This is a genomic window from Streptomyces sp. NPDC039465 (assembly GCF_055639315.1).
Window position 1 is genome coordinate 588006 of sequence record NZ_JBVKAP010000001.1, and the last position, 17476, is coordinate 605481.

At 69.8% G+C, this 17476-nt stretch carries 16 protein-coding genes and 1 pseudogene; 10 read left to right on the forward strand and 7 right to left on the reverse strand.

The features are described from left to right. Positions 1-17: 17 nt before the first annotated feature. The gene (locus ACZ7LT_RS02730; protein WP_471233186.1) at positions 18-2198 is read right to left on the reverse strand and encodes an acyl-CoA dehydrogenase; all 2181 of its coding nucleotides are present in this window, start codon (positions 2196-2198) and stop codon (positions 18-20) included. A gap of 312 nt (positions 2199-2510) precedes the next feature. On the opposite strand from ACZ7LT_RS02730, the gene ACZ7LT_RS02735 reads away from it, so the two are divergent. From ACZ7LT_RS02735 to ACZ7LT_RS02745, 3 genes and pseudogenes are all read left to right on the forward strand, one after another. Further along, positions 2511-3740: a serine hydrolase domain-containing protein gene (locus ACZ7LT_RS02735; protein ID WP_471233189.1), complete on the forward strand. Its 1230-nt coding sequence runs from the start codon at positions 2511-2513 to the stop codon at positions 3738-3740. Between the two features lie 104 nt (positions 3741-3844). Beyond that, positions 3845-3968 (forward strand): annotated as a pseudogene (locus ACZ7LT_RS02740) (IS5/IS1182 family transposase); the annotation flags it as partial. Between the two features lie 406 nt (positions 3969-4374). Then, positions 4375-5195 (forward strand): IS5 family transposase gene (locus ACZ7LT_RS02745; RefSeq protein ID WP_471234771.1). Its coding sequence is split into 2 segments (ribosomal slippage): positions 4375-4698 and positions 4701-5195, totalling 819 coding nucleotides; the frame shifts between segments, so codons are not numbered across the junction. Positions 5196-5340: 145 nt separating this feature from the next. On the opposite strand, the gene ACZ7LT_RS02750 is transcribed toward ACZ7LT_RS02745, so the two are convergent. Beyond that, positions 5341-5802 carry a hypothetical protein gene (locus tag ACZ7LT_RS02750; RefSeq protein WP_471233192.1) on the reverse strand — a complete coding sequence of 154 codons (462 nt, stop codon included), beginning with the start codon at positions 5800-5802 and terminating at the stop codon, positions 5341-5343. A gap of 162 nt (positions 5803-5964) precedes the next feature. Here ACZ7LT_RS02750 and ACZ7LT_RS02755 point away from each other — a divergent pair, with 162 nt between their 5' ends. Beyond that, a complete protein-coding gene (locus ACZ7LT_RS02755; RefSeq protein WP_471233195.1) occupies positions 5965-8133 on the forward strand; it encodes a DUF3289 family protein in 2169 nt (722 codons plus the stop codon). A gap of 13 nt (positions 8134-8146) precedes the next feature. Next, complete coding sequence (locus tag ACZ7LT_RS02760; RefSeq protein ID WP_471233200.1) at positions 8147-8719, forward strand: hypothetical protein; 573 nt, start codon at positions 8147-8149, stop codon at positions 8717-8719. A gap of 597 nt (positions 8720-9316) precedes the next feature. Here the strand turns inward: ACZ7LT_RS02760 and ACZ7LT_RS02765 are convergent. The 4 genes from ACZ7LT_RS02765 to ACZ7LT_RS02780 all read right to left on the reverse strand — a co-directional run bounded on the left by ACZ7LT_RS02765 (position 9317) and on the right by ACZ7LT_RS02780 (position 11913). Further along, positions 9317-10021, reverse strand: coding sequence for a hypothetical protein (locus ACZ7LT_RS02765; RefSeq protein WP_471233204.1), 705 nt, complete (start codon positions 10019-10021; stop codon positions 9317-9319). Between the two features lie 223 nt (positions 10022-10244). Further along, positions 10245-10520: a hypothetical protein gene (locus tag ACZ7LT_RS02770; protein ID WP_471233207.1), complete on the reverse strand. Its 276-nt coding sequence runs from the start codon at positions 10518-10520 to the stop codon at positions 10245-10247. 318 nt (positions 10521-10838) lie between these two features. Next, positions 10839-11105, reverse strand: coding sequence for a DUF397 domain-containing protein (locus tag ACZ7LT_RS02775; protein ID WP_471233210.1), 267 nt, complete (start codon positions 11103-11105; stop codon positions 10839-10841). Continuing rightward, positions 11065-11913: a helix-turn-helix domain-containing protein gene (locus ACZ7LT_RS02780; RefSeq protein ID WP_471233214.1), complete on the reverse strand. Its 849-nt coding sequence runs from the start codon at positions 11911-11913 to the stop codon at positions 11065-11067. Before ACZ7LT_RS02780 ends, ACZ7LT_RS02775 begins: the two co-directional genes overlap by 41 nt. An 85-nt stretch (positions 11914-11998) precedes the next feature. Between ACZ7LT_RS02780 and ACZ7LT_RS02785 the strand changes: the two genes are divergently transcribed. From ACZ7LT_RS02785 to ACZ7LT_RS02805, 5 genes are all read left to right on the forward strand, one after another. Continuing rightward, positions 11999-12463 (forward strand): ATP-binding protein, encoded by a 465-nt coding sequence (locus tag ACZ7LT_RS02785; protein ID WP_471233218.1) that lies wholly within the window; start codon positions 11999-12001, stop codon positions 12461-12463. Positions 12464-12514: 51 nt separating this feature from the next. Beyond that, positions 12515-13207, forward strand: coding sequence for a class I SAM-dependent methyltransferase (locus ACZ7LT_RS02790; protein WP_471233222.1), 693 nt, complete (start codon positions 12515-12517; stop codon positions 13205-13207). 89 nt (positions 13208-13296) lie between these two features. Beyond that, positions 13297-14238, forward strand: a complete 942-nt coding sequence (locus ACZ7LT_RS02795; RefSeq protein WP_471234772.1) for an N-acetylmuramoyl-L-alanine amidase — start codon at positions 13297-13299, stop codon at positions 14236-14238. A gap of 139 nt (positions 14239-14377) precedes the next feature. Beyond that, entirely contained in the window at positions 14378-15223 is an 846-nt protein-coding gene (locus ACZ7LT_RS02800; RefSeq protein WP_471233227.1) for a hypothetical protein, read from the forward strand. A gap of 96 nt (positions 15224-15319) precedes the next feature. Further along, positions 15320-16324, forward strand: coding sequence for an LLM class F420-dependent oxidoreductase (locus tag ACZ7LT_RS02805; RefSeq protein WP_471233232.1), 1005 nt, complete (start codon positions 15320-15322; stop codon positions 16322-16324). On the opposite strand, the gene ACZ7LT_RS02810 is transcribed toward ACZ7LT_RS02805, so the two are convergent. After that, positions 16325-17431 (reverse strand): pentapeptide repeat-containing protein, encoded by a 1107-nt coding sequence (locus ACZ7LT_RS02810; protein ID WP_471233234.1) that lies wholly within the window; start codon positions 17429-17431, stop codon positions 16325-16327. Positions 17432-17476 lie beyond the last annotated feature (45 nt).

A 17476-nucleotide genomic window follows, 5' to 3' on the forward strand; every position in this document is an offset into this window, starting at 1 on the left:
CTCCTTCAGTCGCGGGGTCAGTCGCGGGGCAGGCCGAGGATGCGCTCGGCGACGACATTGAGCTGGACCTGCGTGGTGCCTCCGGCGATGGTGAGACAGCGGGACATCAGCAGGCCGTGCACGGCCCGCTCCCCCGGCCCCTCGCGCAACGCGCCTGCCGGGCCGAGCAGTTCGAGGGCGAGCTCGGCGATCTTCTGCTGGTGGACGGTCTGGACGAGCTTGCGGACGCTGGCGCCCGCGCCCGGTTCAAGACCGGACACCTGTTGGAGGGTGGTGCGCAGCCCGATGCAGCCGAGCGCGTGCGCCTCGGCGACCAGGGCGCCGATCCGGGCGCGGTACGTGTCGTCCAGCTCGGGGACGCGGGCGAGCAGGGCCTCCAGGCCGGTATCGAAGGCGACCTGGTCGGCCATGTGGACCCGCTCGTTGCCGAGCGTGTTACGGGCGACGCGCCAGCCGTCGTCGACCGTCCCCACCACCGCGTCCGGCGGCAGCAGCGCGTCGTCGAAGTACACCTCGTTGAAGAGGGCGTCCCCGGTGATCTCCTTCAGTGGCCGGATCTCGATGCCGGGGGTGCGCTTCATGTCGACGAGGAAGTACGTCAGCCCCTTGTGCTTGGGGGCGTCCGGGTCGGTACGGGCCAGCAGGATGCCGTAGTCGGCCCACTGGGCGGCGCTCGTCCACACCTTCTGCCCGTTGATCCGCCAGCCGTCCTCCGTCCGGTCGGCCCGGGTCCGCAGCGACGCCAGGTCGGAGCCGGCGCCCGGTTCGCTGAAGAGCTGGCACCACTGCACCTCGCCGCGCAAGGTCGGCAGCAGGAAACGTTCCTTCTGCGCGTCGGAGCCGTACGCGATCAGGGACGGTACGACCCAGGTGGCGATCCCCAGCTCGGCCACGGCCACCCCGGCCGCCGCGAGCTCCTGCTGCACGGCGAGCTGCTGGAGCGGCCCGGCGCCCAGGCCGTACGGTTGCGGGAGGTGCGGGGCGGCATGGCCGGTGGCGGCGAGGGCGCGGCGGGCGGCGGCCGGGTCGAGCCCGACGGCCACGGCGACGGCCTCCCGCGCCGCGACGCGGTACGGCTCCGCCTCCGGGGGCAGGTCGAGCCGCAGCTCCCGGCGCGCCCCGGCCGCCGCAAGGGCGACGGCCCGCAGGCGGTGGGCGTCGCCCGCGCCCAGGAGCTGCCGGGCGACGACGGCGCGGCGCAGATAGAGATGGGCGTCGTGCTCCCAGGTGAAGCCAATGCCGCCGAGGACCTGAATGCAGTCCTTGGCGCAGGAGTACGCGGCGTCCAGGGCGGCGGAGGCGGCGAGGGCGACGGTCAGGGCGCGTACGTCACGGCCGGTGCCGTCAGCGCTTTCGGCCGCCCGTGCCGCGTCCCAGGTGAGGGCGCGGGCCTGCTCGAGCCGTACGAGCATGTCGGCGCAGATGTGCTTCACCCCCTGGAACCGCCCGATGGGGCTGCCGAACTGCTCCCGCACCTTGGCGTATTCGACGGCGGTCTCCAGCGCCCGCGCGGCGGTCCCGCAGGCGTCCGCCGCGAACAGCACGGCCGCGAGGTCCCGTACGTGTACGGAGTCCAGGCCGTCCAGGACCCGGTCGGCGGGGACGACCGCACCGAGGGCGGTGACCTCGGCGGTGGGCCGGGTCGGGTCGGCGCTCTCGTGGGCGCGGACGGCGAGGGCCCCGGCGTCGACGGCCAGCCAACGGGTGCGGTCCTCCTGCCGGGCGGCGAGCAGGAGCAGATCGGCCTGCGCGCCCCCGAGGACGGGCGGCGCGGTCCCGTCGATCCGCAGCCCGCCGCCCTCGGCTGGGGTGGCGGTGAGCGAACCCGCGCCCAGGGCCACGGCCGCGATCCGCTCGCCCGCCGCGAGGGGGCCGACCAGCTCGGTACGGCCGGCCCGGTGCAGGAGCCCGGCGGCGAGAACGTGCGGCAGGTACGGCCCGGGAAGCACGCCCCGCGCGGTCTCCTCCAGCACCACGACGAGCTCCCCGAGCCCGCCACCGCCACCCCCACACGCCTCAGGCAGATGCACCCCGAGCATCCCCTGCCCCCCGAGACCACTCCAGTACCCGGGCCGCCCAACCCCGGTCCCGGGCACGTCGAGGTGCTTCCGCACCTCCTCGGGAGGCATGGCCCGGGCGATCCAGCCACGGACGGACCGGGCGAGCTCCCGCTGTTCTTCGGTGATTCCGATGCCCATGGCTGGGCAGACTAGAACACGTTTCAATCTGACGGAAGGTCAGAAGCGGGTGCGGGCTTTTTAGGCGATCAGGGTGGGCCGGGGAGGTGGGGTCCCACGCCCAGCGATGTTTGCGCCTGGGGTGGGATGGCGTCTGCGGGTCAGGGCTGCGCATGAGTGGAATGGGGCTTCTGGGCTGCGCTTAGCGGCGGACGGCCGTTCTGTTGGTTGGGGCGCAAGCACTGGGCTGATGCCCCACTTGGCGAGGGACAGGACGGTGAGGGATGGGGACTGCCCCCGTATCAATCCGGGCGTCAGCAGGATGTTCGACCGGTGCGGCGGCCCGGCACGCTGGGGCAGGAACGGCACAGGCAACAAAAACAGGAGCAATCGGTGAATGCACGCGCAGGGGCCGCAGCACTGTGGGCGGGGATTTGCGCGGTGGCGGCATCAGGGATCTTTTTCCCGGCGGCCACGGCGGAGCGGGTGTCGGCCTCGCCGCCCGCCGGCCTTAAGGAGGCCATCGAGCAGACGGTCGCGGACGGATTCCCAGGGGTCGTGGCGTATGCCAGGCACGGAGAGTGGGAGTCACGGATGGCGGCCGGGCTCGCGAACACGGCCAGCGGCGAGCGAGCCCGGCCGGACCAGCGGTTCCGGATTGCCAGTAACACCAAGTCATTTGTGTCGACGGTGCTTCTGCAGTTGGAGGGCGAAGGACGGCTCTCGCTCGACGACAGCGTGGAGAAATGGCTGCCCGGCATGGTCCAGGGAAACGGCAACGCTGGCAGGGCCATCACCATCCGGCAACTGCTCAACCACACCTCGGGCATCTACGACCCCACCACCGAGCCGGAGTTCTTCGCCCCCTACCTGGAGCGCCACGAATGGGGCCACGTTTACACCCCTCGGGAGGTGATCGCCCGCGCCGTCCGGCACAAGCCGCTATTCGCGCCCGGCGGCGGCTGGTCGTACTCCAATACCAACTACCTACTCGCCGGTCTGGTGATCGAGGCAGTCACACGTCACAGCGCACCCTCCGAAATTCATCGGCGGATTCTCGCCCCGCTCGGCCTGAAGGACACCTCCTTCCCGCTGACCGACCCGGCCATTCACGGCCCTCATCTGCACGGCTACGACCTCACGGGACGCGATGTGACCCGATTCAGCCCGTCGTACGACTGGACCGCCGGCGCCATGATCTCCACGGTCAACGACCTGGCCCGTTTCCACCGGGCCCTGTTCACCGGCAAGCTGCTGCGCCCCGCCCAGCAGCGCGAACTCCTGACCCCGGTGCAGTTCCCCGACGCGCCGGCGTACGGACTCGGCGTGCAGCGCATGGACGTGCCATGCGGCTCGGCGCCGGACACCAAGCCGATCAGTGCCTGGGAGACCGACGGCGGCGGCCCCGGCTTCACCAGCGTGTCCCTCACTACCGCCGACGGTGAGCGACAGCTAGTCCTCGCCGTCAATGTCTACGACCTCGGCGCGGACCTGAAGGGTGAGCCGCCCGTCCCGCGAAGCAAGGGACTGATGAAGGCGCAGATGGCAGCCCTGTGCGACTGAGGCGGCGTCATGTCATCGCGGGTGACGTCGCACCGTCCGCGGCGCAGGACCCGCAAGGAAGCGGGACGCGATGACCGCCCACTCAGTGATCACGAAGGACGGCCGTGCCCGCAGTGCCATGTTGCCTGCTCGAACCCCTCTGGGATCAGTTCGCCGCACTCCTGCCCTCCCGGGGAAGAGTTCGTCGCGGACCACCCGCTGAGCTGTCACCGCCGCCGGATCGCCGACCGGACGGCCGCCCCACCACCTGGCGCCTCAAATGATCCTTTTGCCGGTTGGTCCAAGGGAGCCCGGTCGGCGAGTGGCTGCCTCTGGCGTCACACAAGACGCCCCGAGCCTCTTGAACGGCAAACCGGGCGACGAAATGCGCCGCGGTTTAACCGTGAAGGGGTTCAGGGTGCCTCCTGTGACGGGAGAGGCGCCGATTCTGCGAGGGAGTTCATTCCGCGCGCGTTTTCGTTCGCCCGACGCTTATCGAGGGCCTTCGCCCCGGGCCGAGCCACCCACCGGGCATCAGCCCAGTGTCTGCACCCCAGCCAACCGACGGCCGTCCGCCGCTAAGAGTTCCTAACACAATGAGGTGGATCGCCCCTGGCAGGCGTGCCCGGCACGGGAGTTGAGCGTTGTCGAGGGCGTGGGGACTTCGCCGTGGATCGTGTCGGACGAGTTGTGGGAGCGCATCGAGCCGCTGCTGCCATGCAAGGAGCGCCGTTTCCGGCATCCGGGCCGCAGACCGCTGCCGGACCGGCAAGTCTTGTGCGGCATCCTGTTCGTGCTGCATACCGGCATCCAGTGGGAGTACCTGCCGAAGGAACTGGGCTTCGGATCCGGGATGACCTGCTGGCGGCGGCTGCGGGACTGGAACGAAGCAGGCGTCTGGCAGCAGTTGCACGAGGTGCTGCTGGCCGAGCTCAACGCGGCCGCACGGCTGGACTGGTCGCGGGCGGTGGTCGACTCCAGCCACGTGCGGGCGCCAAAAGGGGGCCGCAGACGGGACCGAATCCGGTCGATCGTGGCCGAGCCGGATCGAAACACCACCTGATCACCGACGGCCACGGCACTCCACTCGCCGTGCTGCTGACCGGCGGAAACCGCAATGACGTCACCCAGCTGATGCCACTGCTTGACGCGATTCCACCGGTCCGCGGCCGCGTCGGTCATCCGAAACGCAAGCCGGCCTCGCTCTTCGCCGACCGCGGCTACGACCACGACATCTACCGCGACCAGGTTCGCGCCCGCGGCATCGTGCCGGCCATCGCCCGCCGCGGCACCCTCCACGGCACTGGCCTGGGCACCTACCGCTGGGTCGTAGAGCGCGGCTTCGCCTGGCTGCACGGCTTCAAACGGCTGCGCATCCGCTGGGAACGCCGCGCCGACATCCACGAAGCCTTCCTCAAGCTGGCCTGCAGCCTCATTGCCCATCGACAGATCCGGTCATTGTGTAGGAACTCTTAGCCCTCAGTCTGGGCTTCGGGGGTTTCCTCCTCATCGTGGTGCTCGCCATGGGACACCTCTCCCCCATGGGCCTCATCCTGGTGGTGTCCACGGTGCTGCTGGCATCCCTGGTGTCGCTCGTTCTCCTCGACTGACCTCCGCGAGCTCAGCTGGCGCGTAGACGCCGCTGCCGAACCGGGGTACGGAGCACCCCACGCCGCCTTTCGTGGGCGCCGACGAGCGGCCGATGCCGGCGGCGGTCCGGTTCGGCGCCGTACGGTTGCCGCCGCCTGGCGCAGCACCTGGCCCTCGATGGCCTCGACGACGTCCAGGTGTGCGTCCTCGTGCTGCTTCTTGGCGGTCTCCGCGGACGATCATCAGCAGCGGCGCCCGCCACCGTGCCCGGCCGCGACAGCCCGTACGCCAGGGCCACCGCGCAGAGCAGGCTGAGCGCCGTGCCGACCAGGGTGATGACGACGCTGACCACCGCGGCCCGCGTGACCACGCCGCCGGAGAGGACCACGTTGTAGGACTCGAAGGTCGGATTGCTCGGGAAGAGCACGTAGCCGCCGTTGGCCGCGAGCTCCTCCTTGGTCGCCAGGCTGGTGCCCAGGCAGAGCAGGAACACATGCGGAACAGGGCTTACCAATCTCCCAAACGCCTCAATTTCGCCTCCACACACCTTGGGAACCATCCCCCACGTCTGCTAGCTTCCCCGTTCGATTCCGAACTGCCCTGGCACAACGGCAGCTTCGAGAGAACAGGCATGTCTTCAGACATGGGAGGCCCCATGAACAGAAGCGCCGCCGTGCCCCTCGGCGCGGCCTTACTCCTTCTCCTCGGCACGGCCGTGCCCGCCGCCGCGGGAACCCCCGGTGACGGCGCGGCCACCGACGGGGCGACGCTCTACCGCGACAACACGGTCGACGTCTCCTACCGCCAGGTCGCCCCCGGCGACGCGGCGTGGAGCCAGGTCCCGGCCGCCCTCCGCGGCAGAGCGACGGAGGGCTCGTACGTCGCCCGGCTCCAGCTCGAGAACGTCTCAGATCACCCCGTCTCCAAATGGTCGCTGACCTTCGAGCTCTCTGACCGCATCACGGACACCTCCGCCGCGAAGCTCGCCGCTCCCCAGGACGCGCGCACGACGCTCCAGGGCGTCGGCCCCACGAACACCCTCCAGCCGGGCAGGATCGAGACCGTCTGGTACCGCGCCGAGCCCGGCGCCCAGGCCGATACCCCGACCTGGGCGTCCTTCGCCAAGCACGGCATCTCGCCGACGGAGGACACCGACGGCGACCGCCTCCCCGACGACCTGGAGGTGCGCGCCAAGCTCGACCCCAAGTCCGAGGACACCGACGGCGACGGCCTCTCCGACTTCGCCGAGCTCGGCTACCGATTCAGCTCCCCGCTCAAGGCCGACACCGACGGTGACGGCACCGAGGACGGCGCCGAGGACCCCGACAAGGACGGCCTCACGGCCGCCCGCGAGCTCGAGCTCCGCACCACGCCCACCCGCGCCGACACCGACCAGGACGGCCTCGCGGACGCCCGCGAGCTCGAGCTCGGCACGGAGCCCACCAAGGCCGACACCGACGGCGACGGCGTCCAGGACGGCGAGGAGACGAGGCTCAACGCCTCCCCCCGCGCCAAGAACTCCGCCTTCGACGTGACCCGCCGCGCGGACGGCGGCGCCACCGCCGCCGAGGCCACGCTCGAGGGCCTGCGCGCCGAGCAGGTCGGCGGCTTCCAGGTCACCGGGCTCCCGGCCGAGCAGCGGGAGTTCCCGGAGTCCACTCCGGGCTACCTCGGCAACGGCTTCCAGGTCTCCGCCCCCGCGGACGGCGCCGCAAGGCTTACCTTCCGCCTCGACCCCGACCGTACGGAGGGCACCGCACCGGCCCTCTACCGCTACGACGAGAAGGCCCGCCACCTCGTCAAGGAGTCGGGCCAGCAGCGCAGCGGCAGCACGATCACGGCCACCGCCGACGGCTCCGCCAAGTACGTCGTCCTGGACAGCCTCGCCTTCGACAAGGCAGGCCCCGAGGCCCCTGGCAAGCGCATCCTCTCCGACGGCCCCGGCGACGGCGGAGACCCGGGTGACCCGGGCGACCCGCCCCCGACCGACATGCTGATCCACCAGTCGTCCTTCCGCGAGGGCCACCGCAAGGCCCCCGACCCCCAGAACCCGCCCGTCCCGGCCGACCCGCGCGTCGCCGACGACCTCACCTTCAACGACTACAACTTCGACGAACTCACCGACCTCGGCTGGGACTTCTGGGTCGCCCGCATCACGCCCGAGTCCTGGATGTGGGCCGAGTTCAACGACATCATGAACTTCGGCAAGCTCGGCGCCGACGCCGACAACGCCCAGTCCGTCGACGACCTCCGCAACGCCTTCCGCTACGGCCGCGACGGCCAGGGCGCGGGCACGGTCACCGTCGACGACAACTTCGACCCCGGCCGCTACCTCTACCGCGGCTCCGGCACGGCCCTCTCCCGCGCCGTCGAAGCCTCACCGCAGGAGGAGACGTACACCGACAAGGCCGGCCAGATCATCAAGCAATCCCTCATCGACAACAAGGGCCGCACCGATCAGCTCAAGGTCCAGGAGGACCTCACCAAGAACTTCCTCTTCCAGGAGTTCCTCCGCCAGGACGTGAAGTACCCGGTGTACGACTTCTCGCTCTGGGACGGCAACCAGCGCGCCCTCTCCATCGCGATCCACCAGTTCCACGGCCACACGATCGCGCTGAAGGACTACAAGGTCGAGGGCAACTCCTTCTCCGGCAAGCTCGTCTTCCACTCCTACGACCACTTCGGTCTCGACCCGGACGACGAGATCACGCAGTACGGCTTCATCGACTGGTTTACGCTCCAGCACTATGACCGGTTCGATGGGAAGTACCCCCCGCCGATCGCGCAGGCGGACATCGAGATCCCCATCAGCGGCACGTTCTGACCTCGCCGGCCTGATGCCCCACAGGCGCTCGCCGGGCCGGGTCCTGGTCGTCACGCTGCTCGTCGTGACGGCCGGGTACCTGGCCTGGCGGGTCGCCGTCCTCGCGGGCCTGGAGGCCCACTTCGGCAGCGGCTTCGACGAGCAGCGCTTCAACCGGCTGCAGCAGGAGTACGACCGCCGCGAGGACGCCTTCGCCCGGGCCGACGCCCGGATGCGGAAGCTGATCGCGGAACACCCCCGCGCCGAACGCATCGACTGGAGCCGGTACCGGACCTGCGTCCGCGAGCCAGGACGTCCCTCCGACACGTGCACGACGACGCCCCCGCGCGACCAGAAGGTGTACGACGCCCTCTGGGGCGTCAGCGTGATCCTCTACCAGTCCAAGGACGAGGGCCGCACGTTCTACCGCTTCTACCACGAGGACCCCCCGCGCTACACGATCATGCGCGCCCCCGAGGACACAGCGGAGGAGGCCGAGGAGTACGCGGCCGCCCACGGCTTCCGCTCCACCCGCCCCCTCGGGCCCGGCTGGACGATCCTCGGCCCGATCGACGACATCGGCCGCGAGGAGAAGCAGTTCCCGTAGGAGGGCTCGCGGAACGCTTCGCCGGAAAGCAGCAGGGAAGCAGCAGGCACGACAGGAGACCCCCACCCCCGTGAACACGTTACTGATCACCGCCGACCGTGTCATCGCAGGCCCCGCGGACCATTCCGGGCACGCCTGCCAGGGGCGATCCACCTCATTGTGTTAGGAACTCTAAGCGCAGCCCAGAAGCCCGATTCCACTCATGCGCAGCTCTGACCCGCAGACGCCCACGGGCCCCAGGCACGAGCATGGCTCGGCGGGGGACCCCGCCCCCCGGCCCACCCCGACCGCCAAAGAAACCCGCAGCAGGCCTCACCCGCAGCAACGGCGGCCCCAGCGGGAGACGGCGGTGGAGATCAGCGCCACCACGAAATCGAGCCGGGCCAGGCACTTCACGCACAGAAGCGGGCGAGGGCCTCAGGATTCGTCATGGCGGGCGTCCCGCTGGGGTGTGCAGCCGGCGACCAGTGGGTGGATGGTCCAGGAGCGCTCCGGCTGGTGCTGCGCGCCCCAGACGGTCAGCGCCTCCGGCGCCATGGCGGCCGCTGCCGGCTCCTGCCCCCGCCCGGCGGTTGGGGGGCAGGAGCCAGCGGTCTCTCAGGGCGCGTTGACCTGGAGATCCTGGTTGTTGGTGTTGGTGTTGGTGTTGGTGTTGGTGTTGCTGGCGCCGGGGCTGTTGATGTTCTTGTTCTTGTTGATGTTCTTGTTGGTGTTGTGGTTGATCGGGATCAGGCCGCTGAAGTTGATGGAAAGGATGGACGTTCCGCCGTTCCCACCGTTCCCACCATTCCCGCCGTTGCAGTTGGGGCCGGGGATGTTGACGGTGTCACTTGCTGAGTCGCTGAGGCCGCCTTGGATATCGATCACGGTGGCGGTGTTGGTGACCGTGCAGGGAGCGTCCTGGGCCACGCTCATGGTCACTTCGACCGTGTAGCTGCCTCCAGGGTCGATGGGGCCCGTGGTTTCGCACTCAAGCCTGGTGCGTGGATCGTTGAGGAAGCACCCAACCCCGCTGCCGGTGGTGTTCTGGGTGATCGCGATCGATGTGGCTGTAAGCCCTGCGGGGAACGTGTCCGTCATCCGCGTCCCGGCAGGGCTGGTCGGCTCGTCGCCGGGGTTGCTCACCGTGATGGTGAAGATCCCCTGCCCGCCCCGGGGGAAGTCCCCCTCGTGGGTCTTCGTGATGTTCAGCTGGGCCTGCGCGTAGGCGGGGGTGGCCCCTACGGCGAACGGCAGGGCGACGCCCAGCCCCAGGACGGTGCCGACGGCGGCGAAGCGCCGCCTCAGCGTGTGGATGGCCATGGTGGGTTTCTCCTGTGGTGTGTAGGTCTGCCGTGATGCGGCTCCGGCCGAGAACGGCGGGGAGCTCGGCTCACGCGGGATGCCTGCACACACAGGAACGCGGCCGGGGACGGCTTGATCACGGCCGCGAAGCCCGTGTCACTCGATCGCCACGCGGTGGTAGGAGGGCAACCGGAATACGACCGAAACAGGCAACGGGCCAAGGGTGACGCGTGACGGCCTGTCAGCGCTTTCGTCGGGCAGCCGGATCCGGGGCCGCGGCGTGGGCGGCGACCGCGTCGACGCCAGGCCGTACGTACCGTTCCGGGGAGCGGACGAAGGCGTGCCGGGAACGCGCGAGGTCCATCTCGTCCCCCCGGGCCGCCGCCGGCTCGGCCAGCACCTCCGGCAGTACCGGGTCGTCGACCGCGACGACCGGGAAGAGGGGCGGCTTCGCGCCCCGGCGGGCCGGGCCGGTCGGCGCGCTCTCGCCGGCGAGCATCCATCCCCACGTCGTCAACGAGACCCGGTAGATCCAGGCAGAGGACTTCGCGAAGCCCGCGCCGGTGAGGTACCGCTCGACCGCAGTCGTATAAGTGGCAGGAGGGGCGGACCGTCGGCGGGCTTGGGCACTTCACGACCGGCAAGCCGGCACAGCCGCCGCAGCTCCTTCAAGAGCCATCCCACCCACCGCAGAGCGAGCAACAGCCACAGCAGCTGTAGCCAGCGGGGACAGGCGAGCGGCTCACAGCGGCTGCGCCGTCTGCACCGGGGTCGGCCGTGTGACAGAGGTCCCGCTTACGCTGGACGACCGCACCCCGGAGGGGCGCGGCCCGCCTCAGTCCTTGAGCCCCGCGACGAACGTGGCCCAGGCGGCCGCGTCGACGACGAAGGTCGGCCCCTCGGGGTTCTTGGAGTCACGGAGCCCGACGCGGCAGGGCTGGGAGGCGACCTCGACGCACTCACCACCGGTGTCCGCGCTGTACGAGGAGGTGCGCCAGGCAGCTGCCCCGAGGGGAGCACACTCGACGCACTCACCACCGGTGTCACCGCTGTATGAAGACTTACGCCACCGTGCGCCCGCCAGGTCCTGGTTCGTTCCCATAACGCTCCTCCATCACTCGGGCGATGAGCGCCGCTGACTCCTCGACTGAGAGCGCGGCCGCCTGCAAGTGATCGTATCGGAGCGAACCCTCCCTGAAAGCGTCCGAATTGGCTGTCATATGGCCCTGCACGAAGTCCTCGCTGTAGACGATGTCCGGGTCGTCCTCGAAGCGGAGAAGCGTGAACGAGCCCATGAGCCCCGCGTGCGCGCCCGCCGAGAAGGGCAGGATCTGCACCTTCACCCACTCCTGGTCCTTCGTCTCCAACAGACGCTCCAGTTGGTTTCGCATGACCTCCTTGCCGCCGATCTCCTGGTGGAGCACCGCCTCGCTCAACACCACCCAGATCAAAGGCGGATTCTTCTTCTCGAGGATGCGCTGGCGCTCCATCCGAGCCGCCACCTTCCCGTCGAGGTCCCCGTCCGTCCGTACGCCCAGTACGGCTCGTGCGTAGTCCTCGGTTTGGAGCAGGCCGTACACCAACTGCGCTTGGTACGTGGAGATGTACGCGGCCTTCTTCTCTAGGTCGGCGAACGGCTGGAACCATGCAGGCAGCTGGCTCCGCAGCACCAGTCCAATCAAGCGCTCGAAGACACCCCCCGTCTCCAGCGCCACATCCAGCCTCAACGAGAACTTCCGCGTCGGCACCTTCCGTGCGTTCTCGATCTGCCCGATCAAGGACGCCGTGCAGAACACACACGCCCCCAACTGCGCCTGATTCAGCCCGGCGTCCTCTCTCAGCCGGCGGAGTTCTGATCCGTAGTAGTCCAGCGGCGACGCGCTGGGATCCAGGTCGCGGATGTTGACCATGGTCGACGGCACCCCCAAGCTCACACCTTGCGGCGTTCGGTTCAAGCCGTAGCCGAGCGTAACCAGTTCGTCGCACTCTAGTGACATGAATCACGCAACTGGCCTCCCACCGGCAGAAATTGAGGCCATCTATCGCATGGGCTTCACCGTCGGTGACCACTCCGCGCGGCACATGCGCCGGATCCTCCGCATCTTCCTCGGCCGCTGGGGCATGCCCGAGCTCGTCGACGACGCCGAGCTCGCGCTCACCGAGCTCGTTGCGAACGTCGTACGGCATGTGCCCGGCAGCCGCTGCACGCTGCTGATCATGCGGCGGCCGGCGGGGCTGCGGGTGGAGGTCTCCGACGCGTGCGCGGGCGCCGTACAGCCCCGTCCTCCGCGCGATCTGCTCTCGGAGGATGGGCGCGGGCTCCTCCTGGTCGAGGCCGTGACCGACCGGTGGGGGTGCCTGCCCCGGGCGGACGGACAGGGCGCCGGGAAGACGGTGTGGTTCGAGTGCGACGCGAAGCCGCGGCGTCGCGCGCGAAGGTACACGCGCGCGCAGCAATAATGGGCGCCCCGGACCGTACCGCCCAGTAGCGCCGCCCCCTAGGAGACCCCCATGGCCGAGCAGCCCGCGTCCATCCCCGCGCAAGTGCCCGCTTCGGCACCGGCGCCCGAGCCCAAGCGGGAGACGCTCGCCGCCTTCGAGGCGGCCAAGGGGTTCATGCCCGTCGGTGAGGGGCTGGCGCTGTACGCGGCGGCCGTCGAGGCGGGGCGGCTCGGGCTGCCGCTGCTGGAGGTGGGGACGTACTGCGGGCGCTCCACGATCCTGCTGGCCGACGCCGCCCGCGAGGCCGGTACGGTCGCGGTCACCGTCGACCACCACCGGGGCAGCGAGGAGCAGCAGCCGGGGTGGGAGTACCACGACGAGACCGTCGTGGACCCGGAGGTGGGCCGGATGGACACCCTTCCGACCTTCCGCCGGACGCTGCACAAGGCAGGCCTGGAGGACCACGTCGTCGCGGTCGTGGGGCGGTCGCCGCAGGTCGCGAAGGTGTGGGGCGGTGAGGTCGGGCTGGTCTTCATCGACGGCGGGCACACCGACGAGCACGCGACCAACGACTACGAGGGCTGGGCGCCGAAGGTCGCCGAGGGGGGCCTGCTCGTGATCCATGACGTGTTCCCGGACCCGGCGGACGGTGGGCAGGCTCCGTACCGGATCTATGTACGGGCGCTTGAGTCCGGCGCGTTCGGTGAGGTGTCCGTGACTGATTCGCTCCGTGTGCTCCGTCGCACCGGTCCGGGGATCTGACGCCGCCGGAGCGGTAGTACTAGGGTCTCGGCGTGCCGTACGACGAGGAACAGCCCCCCGCCCGCCGACGCCTGGCCCGGTCGAACCTGATGGTGGCGGTCATCGCGCTGGCTCCGCTCACGATGGCGGGCTGGCTGATGTGGCAGGCGGCGGGGGATTCGGGGCCGGGGGCTCCGCCCGGAGCGGTGGCGCCTGCGCCGAGCCGCAGCGCGACCGTACCCGCGACCACACCGGCGACCGCGCCCGCGACGTCGGGTCCGGCCGCCGGGCCCAGGCCGTCGGCACCGACCCCGTCACCGGTACCCAGCCCGTCCACGCCGACGCTTCCCCCTCCCGGGATCGGCCCTCTCTCCGGGAAGGTCGTCGTGATCGACCCCGGTCACAACCCCGGGAACTTCGATCATTCACGAGAAATCAACAAATCCGTGAACATCGGCACAAACCACAAGGAATGCGATACAACTGGCACGTCCACCAACCGGACCTCCACCCGTCCGGCCTACACCGAGGCGGAATTCACACTCGACGTGTCACACCGCATCGTGAAGGTGCTACGTGACCAGGGGGCGACCGTTCTCCTCACCCAGGACAACGACCGCCCCTGGGGCCCCTGCATCGACGAGCGCGCCCGGATCGGGAACGCCGTCAAGGCCCATGCCGTCGTCTCCGTCCACGCGGACGGCTCGGCGGTCGGCAACCGGGGCTTCCATGTGATCCTTCCGGCGCAGGTCAAGGGGGGTGCGGCGGACACGACGGGCATCGTCGGGCCGTCGCGCGAGCTCGGTGAGCGGATCGCCGGGAGGTTCGTCCTGGCGACCGGCAGCCGGCCCTCCAACTATGTGGGCGGGGGAACGGGGTTGGACGTACGGAAGGATCTCGGCGGGCTCAACCTGTCCAAGGTCCCGAAGGTGTTCGTGGAGTGCGGCAACATGCGGGATCCGCAGGACGCCGCATTGCTGACGAATGCGGCGTGGCGCCAGAAAGCGGCGCAGGGAATCGCCGACGGTATCAGCACCTACCTGCTGGGGTAGACCGGCCAGACGATAGATTCTCTTATCTGCCGGGGGGATGCGGGGGCTGCCCCCGGGCGCGCACACCATCCGTACGATGGGGGCCGCCCCCGTGCCTTGCGCCACCCCCGACGAGACGATCGACGAAGGACTTTTACACGTGAACATCCGCTCGCTCACTCGAGGCGATGGCGTGGTGATCGGAGCAGCGGTGTTGCTCTTCATCGCCTCCTTCCTCAGCATCAGTGGCTGCGAAGGCAGCTTCTGTGGCCCGTCCACCAACTCGTGGGAGCTGTCGCCCCTCGGGTGGGGTGCCTTCTTCCTCGGCATCGTGGGTGCCGCGCTGATCGTGGTCTCGCACGGTCTCCCCCAGCCCCGCAAGGTGGCCGGTCTCGAACTCGGCCAGGTCGGTGTCGTCTTCACCGTCGCCTCGGCGTGGAACATCCTCATGTGGATCTTCGAGTCGAACAACGCGGGTGCCGGTCTGATCATGGGCCTGATCGCCGCGCTGCTGCTGGCCGCCGCCGCGGTCGCCGGGCCGCTCGTGCCCGCGTTGAAGGCCCCGCTGGTGGGTGCGCCGCGTCCGCAGGCTCCGGCTCCGTACGGTCAGCAGCCGGGCGTTCCCGGCGGCTACGGCTACCCGGGTGCCCAGCAGCAGCCGTACGGCGCCCAGCCGGTCCAGGGTCAGCCGCAGCCGTTCGGCGCGCAGCCCGGTCAGCCGGGTCAGCCGCAGCCTGAGCCCGCGCCGCAGCCGCAGGCCGCGCAGCCGGCTCAGCAGCAGCCCGCCGGGCCGGGCGCTCCCGCGTCCGACTTCGCGCCGTTCTGGTTCGCGGTGCCGGTGGCGCGTCCGCTGTACGGGGAGGACGGTTCGCCGGCTCCGATCGCCGAGCTGGCGCCGGGGACCTGGTACCTCGCGGTGGAGCAGCGCGGCTCCGGTCTGGTCGCCCAGACGCAGGACGGCCGTCGTGGTGTCCTCCAGGACACGACGGGTATCCAGCGCGGCTGAGATCTCTGTGGCAGCGGCCCCTCGCCCTTCCGGGCGGGGGGCCGTTGTCGTACAGTCACCCTCTACCTGACGGGGCGTCAGAAAGGGTGGGGGCTCATGCGGCTCGGACTCGCGCTCGGCTACTGGGGCCGGGGCCCCAACCCCGGCCATCTCGACCTCGCCCGGGAGGCGGAGCGGCTCGGCTACGCCTCGGTGTGGACCGCCGAGGCGTGGGGGTCGGATGTGTTCACCCCGCTGACCTGGATCGCGGCGCACACCTCCCGTATCGAACTGGGCACCGCCATCGCCCAGATGGCCGCACGCTCCCCCACCGCGACCGCCATGCACGCGCTGACCCTGGATCATCTGTCCGGCGGGCGGATGACGCTGGGGCTGGGGCTGTCGGGACCGCAGGTGGTTGAGGGGTGGTACGGACGGCCGTTCCCGAAGAGCCCGCTGACGGCGACACGGGAGTACGTGGAGGTGATCCGGCAGACGCTGCGGCGGGAGGGGCCGGTGTTGCTGGAGGGGCGGTTCCACTCCCATCCGTACCGGGGCGAGGACGGCACCGGCCTGGGCAAGCCGCTGAAATCGATCACCCATCCGCTGCGGGCCGAACTGCCCGTACTGCTGGGCGCGGAGGGGCCCCGGAACATCGCGCAGACGCTGGAGATCGCCGACGGCTGGCTCCCGCTCTACTGGTCACCGACCCGCACCGACGTCTACGCCCTCCCGGACCGGCTTCCGCCCGGCTTCCGGGTCGCCCCGCTGGTGCGCGCGCAGGTTTGTGACGATGTCGCCGCCGGTCTGCTGCCGGTCAAGGCGATGCTCGGCTTCTACATCGGCGGCATGGGCCACGCGAGCCGTAACTTCCACGCGGACCTGATGGCGCGGATGGGGTACGAGCCCGAGGCCTGGCGCATCCAGGAGCTGTTCGCGGAGGGGCGCCGCGAGGAGGCCGTGCTGGCCGTTCCCGACGCGTTCGCCGACGAGATCTCCCTGGTCGGCCCTCGGCAGCGCATCGCGGAACGCCTGGAGGCCTGGCGCAAGGGCCCGGTGACGGACCTTCTGGTGACGGCCCCGGACCCGGCGACGCTCAGGATGCTCGCGGATCTCGTCTGATCACGCCTGGCCGCCGTCGGGCAGGAGCGCCCACGACGGAGGGCCTTCCGGGCCGAAGACCGGCGGAACACTCCACTTGTGCTTGGCCGGCTTCCGCAGGTCGACTCCGCCGTCGCCCGACCTCGCCCCTACGAAGCTGACCTCACCTCCGGTGAACTCCGCCTCGTCGAATCCCACGTTCTTGCTGTTGAACTCCGCGTTCTGGAAACTCACCGTCCCGGCGGAGAACTCGGCGTGACAGAATCCCACGTCGGCTCCGTTGAACTTGGCTCCTTCGAAGGTCACCGAGCAGTTGCCCGCGAACGAGACATGCCTGAAGGTGGTCTTCCCGCCGGTGAACTCCGCCCCATGGAATCGGACGGTCCCACCGGTGAATTTCGCCCCGCCGAACTCCACCTTCGCGCCACTGAACTTTGCCTCCTGGAAGATCACCTCACCACCAGAGAACTCGGCGTTCCAGAAGACGATCGGCTTGTCCCCCTCGAAGTTCGCACCCCAGAAATCGACCGTCGCACCGCTGAACTTGGCCCCTTCGAAGGTGACCATGTCGCCGTTCCCGCCGGAGAACGTCGCGCCGCGGAAGAACACGGTGCCGTCGCGGAACTCGGCGTCCTTGAAGCTGCCGCCGTCGAAGACGACGTTGGTGAAGTCGAAGTCATTGCCGTGCCAAGGCCTGTGGGCACTGCCGAGCAGATGGGACTTGATGACTCCGATGATGGCGTGACGCACTTCGTGGTCGGCGCGCCAGCGAATGCTCGTCTCGATCGGCGCGTCCGGTCCAGGGTAGCGCTGGTACGGCAGCCGCAAATATGCGCAAAGGACGTCGATACAGGTCTGCCGCTGTTCCTCCCAGGCGTCCGCCAGTGCGGCCATTCCGTGCACGCCGGCCAGCCGTACAGAACGCTCCTCGTGGCCGAGCTGTGCGGCGACGGTGCCGAAGCGCTCATTGAGCAGCCTGTCCCTCTCGTGCGCCAGTTCGGCCCTCAGCCTGGCGGCTTCCGCATTTCGGACGTCTTCCATTTCCTTGCTCAGCCGCTTTCCGCTGTAGCGCGCGGTGAAGAAACCGGCCGCGGCGGCGATCAGCGCGGCCGCGATGGCGCCGACCACGGTCCAGGAGTCGTTGGACTGCGGCGTCGCGGCAAGCTGCAAGAG

What these genes read in the sequence shown, in the direction of transcription:
- ACZ7LT_RS02730 (WP_471233186.1), bottom strand. Translation starts at nt 2,198, where the DNA reads ATGGGCATCGGAATCACCGAAGAACAGCGGGAGCTCGCCCGGTCCGTC.
- ACZ7LT_RS02755 (WP_471233195.1), top strand. Translation starts at nt 5,965, where the DNA reads ATGAACAGAAGCGCCGCCGTGCCCCTCGGCGCGGCCTTACTCCTTCTC.
- ACZ7LT_RS02760 (WP_471233200.1), top strand. Translation starts at nt 8,147, where the DNA reads ATGCCCCACAGGCGCTCGCCGGGCCGGGTCCTGGTCGTCACGCTGCTC.
- ACZ7LT_RS02765 (WP_471233204.1), bottom strand. Translation starts at nt 10,021, where the DNA reads ATGGCCATCCACACGCTGAGGCGGCGCTTCGCCGCCGTCGGCACCGTC.
- ACZ7LT_RS02775 (WP_471233210.1), bottom strand. Translation starts at nt 11,105, where the DNA reads ATGGGAACGAACCAGGACCTGGCGGGCGCACGGTGGCGTAAGTCTTCA.
- ACZ7LT_RS02780 (WP_471233214.1), bottom strand. Translation starts at nt 11,913, where the DNA reads ATGGTCAACATCCGCGACCTGGATCCCAGCGCGTCGCCGCTGGACTAC.
- ACZ7LT_RS02785 (WP_471233218.1), top strand. Translation starts at nt 11,999, where the DNA reads ATGAATCACGCAACTGGCCTCCCACCGGCAGAAATTGAGGCCATCTAT.
- ACZ7LT_RS02790 (WP_471233222.1), top strand. Translation starts at nt 12,515, where the DNA reads ATGGCCGAGCAGCCCGCGTCCATCCCCGCGCAAGTGCCCGCTTCGGCA.
- ACZ7LT_RS02795 (WP_471234772.1), top strand. Translation starts at nt 13,297, where the DNA reads ATGGTGGCGGTCATCGCGCTGGCTCCGCTCACGATGGCGGGCTGGCTG.
- ACZ7LT_RS02805 (WP_471233232.1), top strand. Translation starts at nt 15,320, where the DNA reads ATGCGGCTCGGACTCGCGCTCGGCTACTGGGGCCGGGGCCCCAACCCC.